Source organism: Lacinutrix neustonica (assembly GCF_026625145.1).
Classification (GTDB): domain Bacteria; phylum Bacteroidota; class Bacteroidia; order Flavobacteriales; family Flavobacteriaceae; genus Lacinutrix; species Lacinutrix neustonica.
The window spans coordinates 1,882,153-1,898,505 of record NZ_CP113088.1 but is presented as its reverse complement, the minus strand read 5'-3'; the positions used below and the strand labels follow the sequence as shown (position 1 = coordinate 1,898,505).

19 protein-coding genes are annotated in these 16,353 nt (G+C 34.2%); 6 read left to right on the top strand and 13 right to left on the bottom strand.

Annotation, left to right across the window (positions count from 1 at the left end; genetic code table 11):
• Positions 1–4 precede the first annotated feature (4 nt).
• Complete coding sequence (locus tag N7U66_RS10435; RefSeq protein WP_267678428.1) at positions 5–256, bottom strand: hypothetical protein; 252 nt, start codon at positions 254–256, stop codon at positions 5–7.
• Positions 256–1,230, bottom strand: a complete 975-nt coding sequence (locus N7U66_RS10430) for an SGNH/GDSL hydrolase family protein (RefSeq protein WP_267678427.1) — start codon at positions 1,228–1,230, stop codon at positions 256–258. The genes N7U66_RS10435 and N7U66_RS10430 overlap by 1 nt, the downstream gene beginning before the upstream one ends.
• A gap of 211 nt (positions 1,231–1,441) precedes the next feature.
• Here N7U66_RS10430 and N7U66_RS10425 point away from each other — a divergent pair, with 211 nt between their 5' ends.
• On the top strand, positions 1,442–2,482 hold the full coding sequence (locus tag N7U66_RS10425; protein ID WP_267678426.1) for an SGNH/GDSL hydrolase family protein: 1,041 nt from the start codon (positions 1,442–1,444) through the stop codon (positions 2,480–2,482).
• Complete coding sequence (locus tag N7U66_RS10420; RefSeq protein WP_267678425.1) at positions 2,479–3,960, top strand: glycosyltransferase family 39 protein; 1,482 nt, start codon at positions 2,479–2,481, stop codon at positions 3,958–3,960. The genes N7U66_RS10425 and N7U66_RS10420 overlap by 4 nt, the downstream gene beginning before the upstream one ends.
• Before the next feature lie 175 nt (positions 3,961–4,135).
• Here the strand turns inward: N7U66_RS10420 and N7U66_RS10415 are convergent, their stop codons facing one another.
• Both N7U66_RS10415 and N7U66_RS10410 read right to left on the bottom strand, forming a co-directional pair.
• Entirely contained in the window at positions 4,136–4,462 is a 327-nt protein-coding gene (locus tag N7U66_RS10415; RefSeq protein WP_267678424.1) for a hypothetical protein, read from the bottom strand.
• On the bottom strand, positions 4,452–5,195 hold the full coding sequence (locus N7U66_RS10410) for a hypothetical protein (RefSeq protein WP_267678423.1): 744 nt from the start codon (positions 5,193–5,195) through the stop codon (positions 4,452–4,454). Before N7U66_RS10410 ends, N7U66_RS10415 begins: the two co-directional genes overlap by 11 nt.
• Before the next feature lie 160 nt (positions 5,196–5,355).
• Here N7U66_RS10410 and N7U66_RS10405 point away from each other — a divergent pair, with 160 nt between their 5' ends.
• A complete protein-coding gene (locus tag N7U66_RS10405) occupies positions 5,356–6,189 on the top strand; it encodes a 2OG-Fe(II) oxygenase (RefSeq protein WP_267678422.1) in 834 nt (277 codons plus the stop codon).
• Positions 6,190–6,319: 130 nt separating this feature from the next.
• Here N7U66_RS10405 and N7U66_RS10400 read toward each other — a convergent pair whose 3' ends face one another.
• The 7 genes from N7U66_RS10400 to N7U66_RS10370 all read right to left on the bottom strand — a co-directional run bounded on the left by N7U66_RS10400 (position 6,320) and on the right by N7U66_RS10370 (position 12,837).
• Complete coding sequence (locus N7U66_RS10400; RefSeq protein WP_267678421.1) at positions 6,320–7,495, bottom strand: lipopolysaccharide biosynthesis protein; 1,176 nt, start codon at positions 7,493–7,495, stop codon at positions 6,320–6,322.
• A complete protein-coding gene (locus N7U66_RS10395; RefSeq protein WP_267678420.1) occupies positions 7,488–8,537 on the bottom strand; it encodes a glycosyltransferase family 4 protein in 1,050 nt (349 codons plus the stop codon). Before N7U66_RS10395 ends, N7U66_RS10400 begins: the two co-directional genes overlap by 8 nt.
• 87 nt (positions 8,538–8,624) lie before the next feature.
• A complete protein-coding gene (locus N7U66_RS10390) occupies positions 8,625–9,140 on the bottom strand; it encodes an FkbM family methyltransferase (RefSeq protein ID WP_267678419.1) in 516 nt (171 codons plus the stop codon).
• A gap of 43 nt (positions 9,141–9,183) precedes the next feature.
• Positions 9,184–9,471: a 50S ribosomal protein L11 methyltransferase gene (locus tag N7U66_RS10385; RefSeq protein ID WP_267678418.1), complete on the bottom strand. Its 288-nt coding sequence runs from the start codon at positions 9,469–9,471 to the stop codon at positions 9,184–9,186.
• 2 nt (positions 9,472–9,473) lie between these two features.
• The gene (locus N7U66_RS10380) at positions 9,474–10,400 is read right to left on the bottom strand and encodes a GNAT family N-acetyltransferase (protein ID WP_267678417.1); all 927 of its coding nucleotides are present in this window, start codon (positions 10,398–10,400) and stop codon (positions 9,474–9,476) included.
• 3 nt (positions 10,401–10,403) lie between these two features.
• Positions 10,404–11,390: a polysaccharide deacetylase family protein gene (locus N7U66_RS10375; RefSeq protein WP_267678416.1), complete on the bottom strand. Its 987-nt coding sequence runs from the start codon at positions 11,388–11,390 to the stop codon at positions 10,404–10,406.
• Between the two features lies 1 nt (position 11,391).
• Positions 11,392–12,837 carry an ArnT family glycosyltransferase gene (locus N7U66_RS10370; RefSeq protein ID WP_267678415.1) on the bottom strand — a complete coding sequence of 482 codons (1,446 nt, stop codon included), beginning with the start codon at positions 12,835–12,837 and terminating at the stop codon, positions 11,392–11,394.
• 79 nt (positions 12,838–12,916) lie between these two features.
• Here N7U66_RS10370 and N7U66_RS10365 point away from each other — a divergent pair, with 79 nt between their 5' ends.
• Genes N7U66_RS10365 through N7U66_RS10355 form a run of 3 tightly spaced genes read left to right on the top strand, consistent with a single transcriptional unit; the run spans position 12,917 to position 14,998 of the window.
• Positions 12,917–13,657, top strand: a complete 741-nt coding sequence (locus N7U66_RS10365; protein ID WP_267678414.1) for a glycosyltransferase family 2 protein — start codon at positions 12,917–12,919, stop codon at positions 13,655–13,657.
• Positions 13,658–13,685: 28 nt separating this feature from the next.
• Positions 13,686–14,570, top strand: a complete 885-nt coding sequence (locus N7U66_RS10360) for a B12-binding domain-containing radical SAM protein (protein ID WP_267678413.1) — start codon at positions 13,686–13,688, stop codon at positions 14,568–14,570.
• Positions 14,555–14,998, top strand: coding sequence for a hypothetical protein (locus tag N7U66_RS10355; RefSeq protein ID WP_267678411.1), 444 nt, complete (start codon positions 14,555–14,557; stop codon positions 14,996–14,998). Before N7U66_RS10360 ends, N7U66_RS10355 begins: the two co-directional genes overlap by 16 nt.
• A 252-nt stretch (positions 14,999–15,250) precedes the next feature.
• On the opposite strand, the gene N7U66_RS10350 is transcribed toward N7U66_RS10355, so the two are convergent.
• A complete protein-coding gene (locus tag N7U66_RS10350) occupies positions 15,251–15,496 on the bottom strand; it encodes a hypothetical protein (protein ID WP_267678410.1) in 246 nt (81 codons plus the stop codon).
• Positions 15,493–16,353: an SGNH/GDSL hydrolase family protein gene (locus N7U66_RS10345; protein WP_267678409.1), complete on the bottom strand. Its 861-nt coding sequence runs from the start codon at positions 16,351–16,353 to the stop codon at positions 15,493–15,495. Before N7U66_RS10345 ends, N7U66_RS10350 begins: the two co-directional genes overlap by 4 nt.

Sequence of the window (16,353 nt, the reverse complement as noted above, 5' to 3'; positions counted from 1 at the left end):
TTCTTTAAGTTTTCTCGGCGTAAGGAATCGCTTGCTTCAATTGTGGACCAGGCATGATGGTCAAACAGAAATACTTATATTCTCCAGTAGCAAAATATTTAGAAATCGTCTCCCATGGATCGTCCTCCATATTTCCGTCTATAAAAACATAGTCATATTTTCCATGAATGGCAGCACCAACCTGAATAATTGTATTTGGCAATCGATGCTTTGCATTAGCGCTTCTTGGATTGAAAATGATAATCTTATTTCCCATTATTTGTTGAATATTTCGTTTCTATTGGCTAAAATATAACTTGATAGCTTGTTTGCAAATATTTGATTCGCTTTTCCATTTGGATGTGGATCTAATTCGTTTACAATGTATTTTGGTAGATTTTTACCGTAAAAAAATTCGGAAACATCTAAAAATAGTAATCCGTTTTTCTGAGCTAAATCTTTTATTTGTGCTATTCGAGTAGGGTCGTACACTAAATCCATATAAAAAATAAGTCCTTTGGTATGGAGTTGCTCTAAAGTGTTTTGGAATTTTTGAAACTGCTTGTCAATGTATAGCACATGATAAGGTTCGTAAGTCACAGGTTTATGTTCTTGCGCATTTAATTTGACCTGTAATAGTTTTTTTAAATACGAATCCCGTAACACATTTTTCTTTGGTTTTATGGTGAAATCGTCTATTGAAAAATCCGTTCCTGGTTCATAATGATCGTTAGAAGCACAAAATCCAATCACCACTAAATCAGGACGGTGTTTTAGTACATTTCGATCTAAAATCGTTTTATAATTCGTCAGCGCGAAGCCGTAAACGCCAAAGTTAAACACTTCATAGGTTGTCCTTGCATCTTGTTTATTTAAGGCTTTTTCTGTTTGTGTCACGTACATTTCATCTTGCGAAACACCCGTTCCCATGGTAAATGAATCGCCCAAAACCGCAATTTTAGTCGTCGTTGCATTTACTTCATGATTCCGATCGCGGAAACCTTCCGCATTGGTATGAAAATCGGCAAGTTTGTATTTAGTGTCTAAATTTGGTAGCAACTCATATTTTAGCTCATCAGAATCAGAATATTTTAATAGGCCGAAATTGTCTAATATACCAAATGAATTCGTGCGTGAATATGAAAATGCTGCAGGGCCAAAAAAATATACACGAGCCAAAAACTCACCTAAAAAAGCACTGAACACAAGCCCAATAATTATTGAAATAATTTTAAATTTTGTCTGTTTCATTCATATTCTAACTTCGTGATAAATATACATCAAGTAGTAGGTAAATCTATTTTTTTCAAGACTAATAAAGAATCTTATCCCGTAGGCTGTATATTTGTTTCCATCAGATCAAATTACCAAAAGATACGCTTTGCTCAAAAACAAGATCATTAAACTAATAAAAAATCTAATACTCATCTTCGGAATTACGTTTTTTTTACTCGAAACTGTATTGTCAATCTACATTCGTGTTGCTGAAATCAAAATAGAGTTACCCACCTATACATTTCAAAATACACAGCATTTTTGGTTTGATTTAAATGAAGATTTTGGTACAATACATTTACCAAATGCGAGCTATCGACAGAAGAAATATTGTTTTGATGTGGTTTATGAGTCTAATTCAAAAGGATTTCGTGACCAAGAACGAGAAATAAATGGCGAAACTAAAAGAGTGGTGGCTTTAGGGGATTCGTTTATCGAGGGTATTGGTGTTAGTCAAGAAGATCGTTTGACGAATTTGCTTGAAAGGGAAACCGGTATTCCACACTTGAATTATGGTATGGCTGGAAATTTTGGCCCTACGCAGTACATGATGTTGTATAAAACTTTGGCGCGCAAGTATAAACACGAAGCCGTTTTAGTGAGTCTTTTACCTTCAAACGATTTTATTGACGATGATTACGAAATAAATTTACGTGTTGGTGGCGATCGCTACCAACCGTTTTTAGATGGAACGTATCCCAACTATGAATTGGTGTATTATACCGATAGTATTCACAAATCGAAAGCACGTCCAAGAAAGCAAGGGTTCATCCATAAGGTATTAAAGAATTTCACTTATTCCTATAACATGTATCGGTATGTACGTGCTATTCAAAAAGTGCAGACCATCCCTGATGATAAGCTGCTAGCAGCTTCTAAAGTTCCCAGCTATTTTAATTATTCTGAGAAGCAATTCAATCGCATGCGCTATGCGCTAGAAGCCATTAAAAAACTGGCGGGGGAGCGACCGGTAATGGTATATACTATTCCAATATTTAAGGAGATAAAAGCCTATCGTAGACATGGAAAAAATCCGCTTGGCAAACAATTAAAAAGTGTTTGTGATGCTATGGGTGTAGAATATTTAGACTTGTTGCCCCTTACCAAAAATCTTTCTACGGAAGATTATGAGGCCTTATTTTTATCATGTGACGGGCATTGGAGCGAAGCAGGGAACGCCTTTGCGAAGGCGCAAATTGAATCCTATTTTAGCTACTATAAAAAATGATTAGATTTTTTAAAAAACACCAAGACCAATTCGGTTTATTGCTCTTATGGTTGGCAATTATTGCTATTATTAATCCTATGGGTGATTTCCCATTAAACGACGATTGGTGTTATGGAAAATCTGTTAAAACGCTTCGTGAAGAAGGGTATTTAAAACTCTACAATTGGGGAGAAATGACCTTGGTAGGTCATGTCTATTGGGGCTATTTCTTTACCAAGCTATTTGGTTTTTCGTTTACCGTTTTGCGTTGGTCAACGCTGTTGATGGGATTTGCAACTATTCTCGGCATTTACGAACTCTTTAAACTTGCTCGTGTTTCGCGCTGGATGAACTTGTTTGGAACGGTTCTATGCATGATGAATCCAATATTTTTATCGTTATCGTTTTCGTTTATGACCGATGTTCCTTTCTATTGCATGACTATTTGGTGTTTTTATTTTTATGCTAAAGCCATAAAAACAGAGTCTTGGCACTCTATATTTTGGGCTATTTTCTTTTGCTGTTGGGCCTTTTTAATACGTCAATTGGCCTGGGTTTTTCCAGTAGTTTGGTTGATTACTGTACTCTTAACGAAAAAGCGAACATTAGAAAACATAGCTAAAGCCATGTCACCTTTGTTTGTTCTCATTATTTTTGCCATGCTTTTTTCCTATTTTATGGAGTCCCATGATTTGTTACAAGAACGGTATAATTCTAAGTTTAAATTATTACTGGAAAGCATTAGAAATATAGATATAAAATTAATTATTTTAATTTTATCCTATTTTTTTCGGTGCTTGGCTTATATCGGGTTCTTATTGGCACCTATATCAATTTTTTATATCAGTCGATATACGTTTAAAGGTTATAAAATTTGGGCGCTTATTTGGACGGTACTTATTACCAGCATATTAATTAAAATAGGGAAAGTGTTACCCAGTTTAGATAATATTTGGATTGATTTTGGTGTGGGTCCAACCACACTCCATGATCATGCTGGAAATTTCACGACGAGTCCAGCGCCACATGCACCCGAATTATTTTGGCTAATCGTGACCACAATTGGGGTGTTTTCAAGTATTGCACTTCTTTTTCACATCAGAGGCATGGTGGTTTCTGTATTTAATAAAATAACAATTTCTCCAATCGTATTATTGTCGTTTGTGTTTTTTACCGTGTACCTCACACCGTTTTTGTTGGTAGGGGTGTACGATCGCTATTTGCTACCGTTATTTCCTATTGCCATTGTTTTTTTAGCTGCGAATTCTCAGGAAATCCCAAAACTTTGGTATCAATATATGGCATTTGGTTTTTTAGGTGCCCTTACTTGGTTCTCAGTTTGTGCGACACACGATTATTTATCGTGGAACCGCGTTCGCTGGAATGCAATTAATGGCCTTATGGATTCGGAGTTTCGGAGAATCATATTCAAGGCGGTGTCGAATTTGTTACGTGGTACCATTTTTCTGAAGAGCAAGAGCAATGGTGGAAAGATGTAACGCCTATCTATACCTTGGTCTTTAAACCCAATAAAGAAGACCAAGTGATTAAAGACTATAACTATACGCGTTGGTTACCAGGTAAGGGAAAAATGTACTTGCTGCGAGATGCGACGTTATATAAAAAGGTTATAAATAAGCGCTGAGGTTTTTTTAGTATGTAAATTGTTTACTGTCAATGCGACAACGGTGAAATGTTTTTATATAATAGTTTACCAATAATGCTATGGGCATTCGTGTTGATGTGTAAATCTTGATCCCAAAAAACTTTTTCGGTAGCGCGTTCTAATGCCGGTTGTAAGTTTAAGTATTCAATGTTTTCTTCATTTAACCAATTGGATAATGCGTTACTCAAATGCGCATTTGTATTTATTGTTTCATCATCCAAATGATGTAATTCTTGTACATAGTTTCGAAAAGCGGGATTCACATCTATTTTAGAAGGTAATAAAGTAACGATCAATCGAATATTTTCTGCTTCGCACAGGTGTTTAATCTTCAAAAGATATTGTTTTGATAGAGCTAGTGTACGTTTTTTCTCTTCTCGGAAAGTATTTATAGAATAGAATTTGTTCCAAACCCTGATTGTAAGGAATACTTTTCTGTGCTTTTGATTGTATTTTCCTACAAACACGCATACTCAAACTTCTATATACATTGGGAACGCTAGTACGATCATCTTCAAAAATGGCCGCTTCACGAAAGTCGTTTCCTGTAAAGACATTGATTACAAAAATTTCAGGCTTCAACGTTTTATATTTCTCTAAAAAGCCGTAATAGTTACGAAACGTATAATAGCCGACACCACCATTAATGCAATTATAATACCTTGTACTGTCCGACGCGTTTAATTTTTTTTCCCATAGGTTGATAAAAGATTGGGTATTGTGTTTTAAAACCCCGTCTGTATGTGAATCGCCTGTTACCAATATGCGAAACTCGTTTGGTTGCTTTTCTATAATGTCTTCGTCTTCACGAAACCCAAAATTATTCGTGCGCCGTTCTGTAGACATTTGTTGCTGTGGCGTTCCCCAATGATCATAAATTATGATATTCGGTTTGTGTATGAAAATAGCAGTGGAGTCAGGTATAAAGTATTGAGCTTGCTTGGGTTGCTTAAAGGTAAAAAAGGCTTTTATTCGATTGGCCTCCATAAAATACGCCATCAGACCTAAAATTAATAAAAGTCCCGATAGGACTGCGAGGTTAATCAAGAGAAGGCGAATGAATTTCATAAATGAAGTTTAAACAAAAAAAAACTAAAAATGTATAACAAACAAAAAATTGGACGGTTGTATTTCTAAAAAAGGAAAATTGAGAGAAGCTTTAATCATTAGGCAAACGAATCCTATATTTTGTTTACATTTATATCCTAAATAAATAGGGACGTATTTGATGATTTTTGATTATGCACACTGGAGTAAAACGTTAGGGACTGATATCAAAAATTATCAAGAAGCATTACCGTATCCACATATCGTAAAGGATGGTTTTTTAGAAGTCGCTGCAGCCGAAAAAGCACTTGAAATGTTTCCTAAAATTAAAGATGATGGCTGGATTCATTATGTACACTTTAATGAAAAAAAGCATGGACTGAATAAGCTAGAATTAATTCCTGCATTTATTCGTGATGGCATTATTAAAGAGTTTAATTCTCCGGAATTTATTAGTTATCTAGAACGCTTAACGGGTATTCCTAACCTATTACCTGATACAACAATAGAAGGGGGTGGTATACATCAAAGTGAACATGGGGGATATTTAAATATTCATGCAGATTTCACTGTTCACCCACATCAAAAAGCATGGAGACGTCGGGTAAATGTGCTTATATATTTAAATAGAAACTGGAAAGACTCCTATGGGGGAGCCTTAGAACTATGGGAGAGGGACATGTCTAAATGTGTTGTCAAAATTGACCCCATTTTTAATAGAATCGTCATCTTTAATACAGATGAAGATTCGTATCATGGCTTTCCAGATCCCATTCAATGTCGAGATGGTATCACAAGAAAATCAATCGCTTTATATTATTTTACGGAAGAAAAGGTCGGTGCCTTTAAACGCAAGGCTACCAATTACCGAGCACGTCCAAATGATGGTTTCAAGGCTGTTTTTATTTGGTTAGACAAAAAGATGATTGCTATATATACTTGGCTCAAAAGTGAGTTAGGGATGAATGACGATTTTATGAGTAAAGTTTTAAATGTCTTTCGAAAGAAAAAATAATGACCATTTATTTTACAACATAATAATGAGTAATGGCCAAAAAAGATTGGGTGCTATTTCTTTTAGGAAAACGCTTATGACTCAGTAAAAGCTTGCTGCTTTCAATAACCATTCAATAACCATTTAAGAATCACTTGAGAGCAGTTGTCTTAAGAGCAGTTGTCTTAAGAGCAGTTGTCTTAAGAGCTTTATACACTAATAACATCATCCATTGGGTGATGCAAACGCTTATTAAAACCCCTAAAATTTCATAGGTTTCTATTAAAAGAAAAATCAAGCTAATGTTTATAAAGAATCCAAAGAGACTGATGTAAATAATAGTACTTTCCTTATGCGCCTTTATAAGTTCCATAATATTTAAAGTATAGAAATAACAGGGTAAAGCGATAAGGCTGCCAAGCACATAATAATGATAAGTAAATCCAAGTTTAACAAATTTCTCCAGTATAATCCAAATGCTAAAAACACCAAAACTTGTCAATGGCAAAGCAGCAGTATAGAGTTTGTTTTTCATCTTTTGTACGACTTTATCAGAAACACGATAAATATGTTTTGTAAAGGGGATTGTGATATACGAAGCCAAGGCTTGCAGCATTAAAAAAGCCGTAATCAATAATTGGTATTCAGCGAGTTGTGATTGGTGTAGGTAGAAATCTACGATATAAATATCTACCTTAGACATGAGCCAACCACTCAAGCCGAGAACAAAAAAAGGGAAACCAGATTTAAATTCTTGAATGGAAAGTGTTGCTGAAAATTGTTCTTTCCAAAAATTCATTTGCACAGTTAAAACTACTAATTTCGTTACTATTGCAATGGTATATACTATTAAAAAAATTTCTAAATCAAAGGTCTCAAAGTAAAAAACACTTCCGAAAATAATGATAAAAGCCGCCGCTTCTGCAAGCAATTGTGCACTAAAGTTTTGGTAGTAAATTATTAGGGTACTTAATGATGCATAGGCAAACGTTAGGACAACGAGTAGTACTGCCCATAAGGCAATATGTACAGGAAAAAATAAAAACAATAATAACGCTAAGGGTAAAAGCAGGCTTCTTGATAGTAAATTGCTAAAAAAGGCATCATACATTTTTCCTGGGGCTTTACTGTATTCCCGTAAAAGATGATCACGATTTCCCCATCCAAGAATAAAGGTTAGGAAAAACACCCAAATCATAACATTGATTAAACTGGCCCAATCATTTTTTCCGAAGATTTTCACTCCAAATATTACAATTAGAAAATTAAACGCAGGGTTAGCGAAGCCCCGAATAGTATTCATTCCTATAGTAAGTAGTCTACTCATGATATAAGGCTAAGTAGGCTGTTATGGACTCCTGTCTGTTACTCATAAGAATCCGGTTTTTAGTCTTGTTTGACTTTAAGAGCGCGCTTTTACAAGCCTCAATGAGCTCAAGCTTATCATGGCAAACGTTCCAATGTTGCGATGCTTTTGCCAGTCCAACGTTATAAGAAACAAGTTGCATGCCCGAATACAAGGCTTCTAAAAACACAAAACCGAAAGATTCATAATGGCTGGTGTGTAATAGTATATTGGATTGGGCCATTTTCTCTAAAACGTCTTTTCTAGAGCGCTTTCCCAGTAAAGTAATTGTATTCATCAATCCTAAACTTCGAATCTGTATTTGTAATTCATTTCGTAAAGTACCATCGCCGATGATAACGACCTTGAGGTTTTTATATGTTTTGGTTATTGTTGAAATAATTTTTATAAAATCTGAATAATTCTTGATGGTGTTCAATGAGCCAACGCCTAAAATGTCAATCGTGTTTTTTTGAAGCTCAGGAAAAAAATCCACATCTAGATGCCATGGAATAATAATGGAATCTAAGTTGTAAGTTTTTAATAATTCCGCTTGATGATTTTGCGAAAGCGTCACGATTCGTACCTTAGAATGTAACAAGTTTTTTGCATGAAAATTTACGACTGTAGCATCCTGGCCCATCACGGTAACAACATGGTTAATTGAATGTTCTTTTGTAAATCGAACACCAATACTTGAACATTCGCCAATCCAAAAGCTGTGAATCGTTTCAATTTCGTCTTTTTGATGGATTTTTTTCAATGTGTTCAAGGCCTTTTTCCAAACCCAAAATTTCTTTGTTTTTTTGCTTTGTCCATTGAGTGGAATGATTTCAATACCATGCCAGTCATATCGTTTTTTAGTAAATGGAAATTGAAAGGTAAGTAACGTCAGTTTTGCTTCAGGCAATGCCTTTCGCAACGCTTTTAAGAATACTTGTAATGCGGGAATTGTGGTAGAATCTTCTTCAGACTCCGCAAAACCAGGGGTTAAAAAAACGATATGTTGACTTTTGTTTTCCATAATATGACATCGTGCAGTATTGAGATTAAAAGATATTCATTCAACATATCTAGTCTAATTCTCGAGGTACATTTGCAAGACGTTTTGTTATTCTTTTTTAGGTTTCCATTTAGTATTGCTAAATACTAAATCGGTATCCTTAATCAATTCGGGCTTACGCTCTAAATGTTTAAATGAAATCTGTGTGCCGTCTGTTCTATAAATGTATGTATAAGCTTTTAAATCGTTATATGAATTTGCTATTTCTTTTCGAATTCGATTTTTAAACAATGAAAACCCAAAGGTATTTTCTAGTCGCATGAATACTTTATTTAAAAAACCGGAAGCGATATGTTTGCAATAAAAGTTTTCGTTTAAATAACTATAGTGAAAAGACACATATAACGTTGGGTAGTTTGTTTTCTTAAGCGCTTCCCCTATAGTTGGTAAAATTTTAAATTCGGCACCCTCTACATCCATTTTTATAAAATCTACCTGTTGAATATGCTCATTTTCTAAAAAATCAAACAATGAAATCGTTTCTATCTTAAACGCGTGTACTTTGTCTCGTTTCCGTTCTAAAATACTGCTAGACGATTGTCCGTAGGCCTTTCCGGCCGACAAGCATAGCGTTTCTTTTTTATTTGAAATGGCCGTTTGGTGCAGTTTAATTTTTCTCGGAAAGCGCTGGATTTAAGGCCACATTTGTTTCTAATTCACTAAAACACACAGGATCTGGATCTAGGGCATGCACCTCTTTGGCTACTTTTGCAGCATAAAGAGAGAGTATACCACTCCAGGAACCCACATCTAATATCACCGATTTTTCATTTATGAAATAATCAAAAATAGCAAATGTGTGGGGTTCCCAATTATTGGAATTCATGCACATCCAAAAGTGCTTATTTTTTCCCGGATCAATCTGAAAGGTATGATTTTTGAGTTGAATATGCATGTTTAGAAGGTGTCTAAATCTGAGTAGGTAAATATAAAGTCTTTTAAATCCATAGGCCTTTTAAAAGGTAAATACCCCACGTACCAAGATTTTTTAGGTGCAGTAATAGTCGCTAATTGTCTAGCTAAACTTGCTTTTGAATCTACTTGAAAGAGTATTTCTGAAATCCCCAAGAAAACGGCTTTTCGTTTTATTTTTATTAATGCCTTTTGTAATGCAACGTTAGAAGGTGCGTAAGATAATCCTACATGCATGACACCTTCTATTTTTACCCAAAACACGCAGTTCTCTTCTTCAATATAATAATGATTTTTAAAGCTATTTTTATAGCTCACAAAGGTTTTAGTAAATACCTGTTGAAACGTGTCATTGTGCTTTGGATTCAACGCTTTAAGAGCTTGATTAGAAGCCTCTTTTTTAAAAAACAATCCATATAAATCGTTGTAATTCAATTTGTTCAAAGCTTTTGCTGCGGGAAACGTAGGGGTTTCAAAATGAAAACGCAGCATGTGGTTATGTTCCTTCCACCCTAATTTTTTTGTACTGCGGTAAGAGTTTTCATTCATAAAAGCATACACACAAGAGACATTTTGTTTAGACATTAGTTCATATGAGAGTTTGGCCAGTTCAAAGTGCAATCCTTTACCCTGATACTTTTCTAAAGTAGAGGAATCACAAGCTTGTGCAAGAATTATTGTTTCATTATTCTTTTTAAACTGCTGTAAAATAGCACCGTAAAAAGCGATGGGCGTTTTTCCATGATACGCAATTGTACTGACTTGCTCCAAACCCGGATAAGTAGCATCGTATTTATGTTTTAACTTTGTGACTGAAATTTTTTTTCTGAAGACTTTCCAAAGCAATTCTTTGACAAAAGGAAAATCATTCTCTTCGAGTTTTTTTAGCTGATACGTATCTTTATCCCACATGGTTTAAAAGTATGACCCTTTTAATAAATATGCCAATTGGAGTTCAAAAGAGAGATAGGGATTCATGACAAATCTATTTTTGAAAGCTTGCTTTTTAGTATCTTCTTTTGTGTTATAATCAACTAACAATAAGCGTTCAAAGCCAATCTCTTCGCAATAATTAGCTATTTCATGGTTGTAAAAACCAAATGGAAAAGCAAATTCTGTAATGGGTTGCCTGCAAATTGTTTCGAGTTGTTTTTTGCTGTTTGAAATTTCATGTTTAGCAGCTTCAAGCGGGATGTCAATTAAACTAGCATGTGTTTCACCGTGTGCACCAATAGTGAATAATGGATGGTTGGCTATGTACCTGATTTGTTCCGCATTCATAAGTCTCCAGTACGTTTCATGGTGTTTAGGTGGTAGGTTTTTCCAATCATTTTCAAAAATTTTGTATATCAGTTTAATACTTTTGTATGGCATTCTCTTGGCTACATTTTTCAGTGAAACGCCATGGCAAATAAATTCGTTTTTGGCGTTTTTCTCATACAAATCGCCTTTAAAAACAACTTTCTCTTTCTTGGTGTAATACGAGACCAAATCTATAAAATCTGTCCATAGATAAGGTGTGTTTTCATGAACTGTTGTAATATAAAAACATGCGGGAACCTTGTATTTTTCTAGAATAGGGACAGCATATGTGTAATTATTTAAATAACCATCATCAAAAGTAAGGGCGATGTTTAAAGTGTCTTTTTTGAATTTTTTTAGATAGTAATCATCCAATGAAACGACATTATAATGCGTCACAATATGCTTAATAAGTGCCTCAAAAAATAGTTTTGAGATGAAACGACTGTTGTACCGGGTGTCGCCTTTGGTATCAATTCCGTGAAACAACAAAAGGCGTTCACCATACCTGTTTTTTAATAATATTTTTCCAAAACCTAGTTTGAATAAGACTGTTTTGTAGAATAAACCTAAACGGTATTTTATACGTATCCAAAACATACTATTGAATTTGATATAATTTCCATCCTTCCGGATGTGTTTCTAATACCTCTAAGACATAATTTTCTTTAATAAACTCCCAGTTCAACATAGGGTTTTTATCTTTCCATTGCACTTTATGACGGGCGGGATCAAATAAAATCAAATCCTGTTCTTTGAAATCATAATAACGCGCCGTGTACATGTTTTTAAATTTAAAGTCTAATCCGCGACCTTGCATGGCCATATCGACATCAAAACTATATAAAGTTTTGCCTTGATAGGGTGTAATCATGGTTGCTATTTCTTTTTCAATTAGCGTACGTGAAAATATATGGTGGAAAGTCATGGTAAAAAAAGCGACTTGCAATCCTATGCAAGCCATTTTCAGAGGTGTAAAAAAGGCTTTAACCATTGCCATATTCATCAGTTTTTGAAAAGCAGGAAAGAACCAGATCAACACCAATGGAAATACTAAGCCGAGAATGCGTGGGTTTTGAAAAGGAATTCCTGCCAAGAACAAAATGTATAATGCACTACAAAGTATCAGTATCGTTTGGTGAAAAGTAATACGTGTTTTGTAATCTCTCAAGGTAATTGCACTTAGAAAAAAACCAATACAAAGGAATCCAGGATGAAAAAAAAGATAAAACGTGTGCAGTAAATTAGGAAACAGATAATGCTGTGTGCCATCTTCGGTCGTATAACTTGATTTAAAATAATTTGATACGGACCACACTTTTAAAAAATAATTTGAAGAAGCTTCAAATAAAGCAGCCCATTGAAAAATGAGAAATGGAATGGCAACGATGAAACTTAATAGAATGGCGATAAAAAGTTGTTGAAATTGCCTCCGGTTGATCACTAAATACAAGGTGTATATTAAGATAGGAAAGGTAACAAAAAGGGATGCATATCGTGTCATCAGCGCACAGGTCGCGAAAATAAAAACAGGCGCTAAACTTGTTTTTTTATAGTAGGACTTAAAAAAGAAATAGAAGGAGAGCACGATAAAAACCAATGCTAGGGCATCAGACATTACAATTAAGCTCATTTTTAATAAAAAAGGACTTAACAAGACAAAAATGTAGACGTATAAAAACGTAACTCTTGAATTGGAATACAGCAATCGTATTGTTTTTAACACATATAAGCTGGCGATAGAAAAAGTTAAACAACTTATTAATTGTAAAGCAAAAGCACTGTCCATAATAAAACTAAGACCACTTCCTAAGGTTGGATATAATACGGGCCAAAAATAATGGCCCGGATGCTCTCCGCCGACAATGTAGTCTTGAATAGCAATTGTGTAGCGCAAGTATTCATAAGAATCTTGACCGTATAAACCATCAAAGCCGGCTATTTTTAAGAGAAAAACAAATAGTAGTGGAATGCCAAAAAGTGTTAAGTTTTCGTAAAAAGAAGGGGTGAGTTTTTGTAACTTCAATGCTCGTTTTGTTTTGCGCATATAAATATAGTTGTTAAATTGACCATCATAATAAAATACCCTTTTTTTTTGCATTATTAGTACCATTAACCCCAAATCCATGATCAACACCAAAAAAATAATCGTTGTACTTCCTGCATATAATGCTTCGGAAACTTTACAAAAAACCTACAATGAAATTCCTTTTGATATTGTTGATGACGTTGTTTTAGTGGATGATAACAGTACCGATGAAACACTTCTAGTAGCAAAGGAATTAGGCATCACTTATATCTTGAAACATGACGAAAATAAGGGGTATGGCGCAAATCAGAAAAGTTGTTATATAAAGGCGTTGTCCCTTGGGGCCGATATAATTATTATGTTACATCCGGATTATCAATACACCCCAAAATTGATTCATTCTATGGCGTATTTGATTGCTAATGATGTTTATCCCGTGGTTACGGGCTCTCGAATTTTAGGTAAAGGTGCGTTGCGAGGCGGCATGCCTGTCTATAAATATATTGCCAATCGTTTTTTAACGCTATTTCAAAATATACTTATAGGCCAAAAATTATCCGAATACCACTCAGGATTCAGGGCTTTTTCTAAAGAGGTATTAATTGCATTGAGTTTGGAACACAATTCCAACGATTTCATTTTTGACAATCAAATGTTATGTCAAATCTTTAATAAGGGTTTTGAAATCGCTGAAATTACTTGTCCGACCACCTACTCTAGTGAAAGTTCTTCTATTAATTTTAGCCGCAGCACGACCTATGGTATTGGTGTTCTTAAGGTGTCTATTCAATATCTTTTGCACAAAAAGAAACTAATGTCGTTTCAAATTTTTAAATAGTAACTATCTTAGCTAAAAAACTCCAAATTTGAAAAGGCAAAAAATTCTTTTATATAATCCAGTAGCTGTTTTTTATGACATGCCATTAGCTTTATTAGCCATTGGTTCTATTTTAGATCAAAAAAAATATGAAGTTATTATAGTTGATGGTCGTATTGAAGAAGATCCAATAAAAGTAATTAAAGAACATATTAATGAAGCGCTTTGTTTTGGTGTGACATCGTTAACTGGAAGACCAATAAGAAACGCCTTAGATATAACACAGGCGGTTAGAAGCCTTAGACAAGATATTCCTATTATTTGGGGAGGTTGGCATACCTCTTTATTTCCGGAACAAACATTAAAAGATGAATTATGTATAGATGTTACAGTTCAGGGACAAGGAGAAGATACTTTCAAAGATCTTGTTGAAACCTATGAGTCTGACAAAGACTTATCTAAGGTTAAAGGTATATGCTATAGAAATAATACAGGTGATATAATAAAAAATCCACCAAGAACCATTGTTAAAATGGATGCCTTTGCTGAAGTTAATTATGACTTAATTGATGTAGAAAAATATTTTGAAAAAAAGGGACGACGACAATTGGATTACATATCATCTACAGGTTGCTTTTTTAGATGTAGTTTCTGTGCAGATCCATTTGTTTACAATAGAAAATGGACAGCTATTTCTCCCGAAATAATGGTAAACAAATTAGAGGAACTTTACAATAAATATAAATTTACTGATGTTAACCTACAAGATGAAACCTACTTTACCTACAGGGATAGAGTTATTGAAATTTCTCTATTAATTATTAAAAAGAAACTCAAGTTTACCTGGGCCGCAACTATGCGTGCAGATCAAGGTTCTAGATTAACTTTAGAAGACTTTAAGATTTGTAAAGATTCGGATTGCGCCGTTTACTAATTGGTGTAGAGTCTGGTTCGCAAGAAATGATGGATTGGTTAAAAAAGGACATAAAGCTAGAGCAAGTATTTATGTGTGCTGAGCGATGTAGAGATTTAGGCATTGCAGTTCAATTTCCTTTTATTGTTGGTTTTCCTGAAGAATCAGATAAGAGCATAGTAGAAACTGTTAAAGTAGCGCATCAATTAAATAGTATGCATCCTAATTTCCAAACTCCAATATTTTATTTTAAACCTTATCCAGGTACTAAAATTACCGATGATGTTGTAAAAAAAGGGTATGTACTCCCTCAAACCATTCAGGAGTGGGCAGATTTTGATTTTGTAGGATCAGTAGGACCATGGGTAAGTGATGAAAAATATGATTTCTTTGAAAAGTTTAAATTTTATATGAGGTTAGGATATTCTAACCGAGAAAGTCATTTATAAACCGTTGCAGTTATTAGCAAGATGGCGTTGTAAATACAAATATTTCAATGTTCCTTTTGAGAAGAGAATTGTAGATGCTTTTTTTAAGAAGCAGCAGTTAGCTTAGTCGTTACTTTTTGATAGAGATCCGTTTCAACAAAGCTATCGGTTCACATAATACATTTACTTATCGTATGATACATTTTTTTATTCCTTATTTCTATACATTAGAAAATGGAATGAACCTATTAGTAACTTATTCATATTACAAAATTAGTGTTTAAGCAATGGTTTTAGCGCTTGATAGATTTGGTCAGAGGCTAATAACGCACCAGATTCGTTAAAATGAAAATCATCATAGAAAGACGCCGTCGTTTTAGGAAGTTTTAAGTCTATATAAGCAATATTATTTCGATCACAAACCGTTTTTAAACGTTCATTAAAGGCTTCCATCCCTTTATAAAAAGCGTTGGTACTATAAAAAGCCTCATTGTTTGCAAAACCACTGGTAACCATCAAATCCTCATATTTTTTTCTAAATTGGGCTTCCACATGGTCGCTTGTGTTATGAAAATTAAATTGATTCTTTTTTCCTTAGCACGTTTTATAAGTTGGGTAATATTTTTTTCATAGTGATTCAAGCCAGTTTTCAAATTGGGTAATGTATCAATAATGTTTGACTGTTTTTTTAACGATTTGATGTCTTGTACTGTTTTTGTTAAATAGTCTCTGTGATTAAAATAAAAAGAAATGTTTTTCTTTGCTCTTCGTGCCAATTTATATAAAGTAAATTTCTTATAAAAAGGAAGATTCCCATCCGGAAGATGTTGAAAGGCGATGCGTTTTAATTTAGGTTTTGGAGAATTAATATATTGTTCGGATGAAATTAAATAACCAACTAAATCATTAACGCCTTGCATAATAAGCACAGTATGTACATTACTTAGTGCTTCTTTATTAAGAATATGTTCAAACTGCAATATATGGTGGTTACTACTATTTCCTGGTCTTCCAAAATTTCCAACCCAATAGGAGGGGCCTAATTTATTTTCTAATAATGCGGGCCAGGTTTTTGATTGGGTTAAGGCAAAGCAAGCGGTAGTACTTCCGCCAAAAATTACAACTTTGTGTTCTTTATCTTGATATTTTGAAATTGATCTTGCGCCCAATGCATCAAACGAAACTTCAGAATCTTGATGAATGCCTGTTATCTCTTTAGAGTCAATTTTCCATGTAAAACCAGAATTTGGGGTCATTGTATAGTAATCTGAAGGAATGAGTTGAAAGAAGGAAAGGGTAAATTCAACAAAGACAAGTAGGATGAAAGACGAAGCACCTACAATAAGTAATCTTTTTAATAATTTGTTATGTTTCAT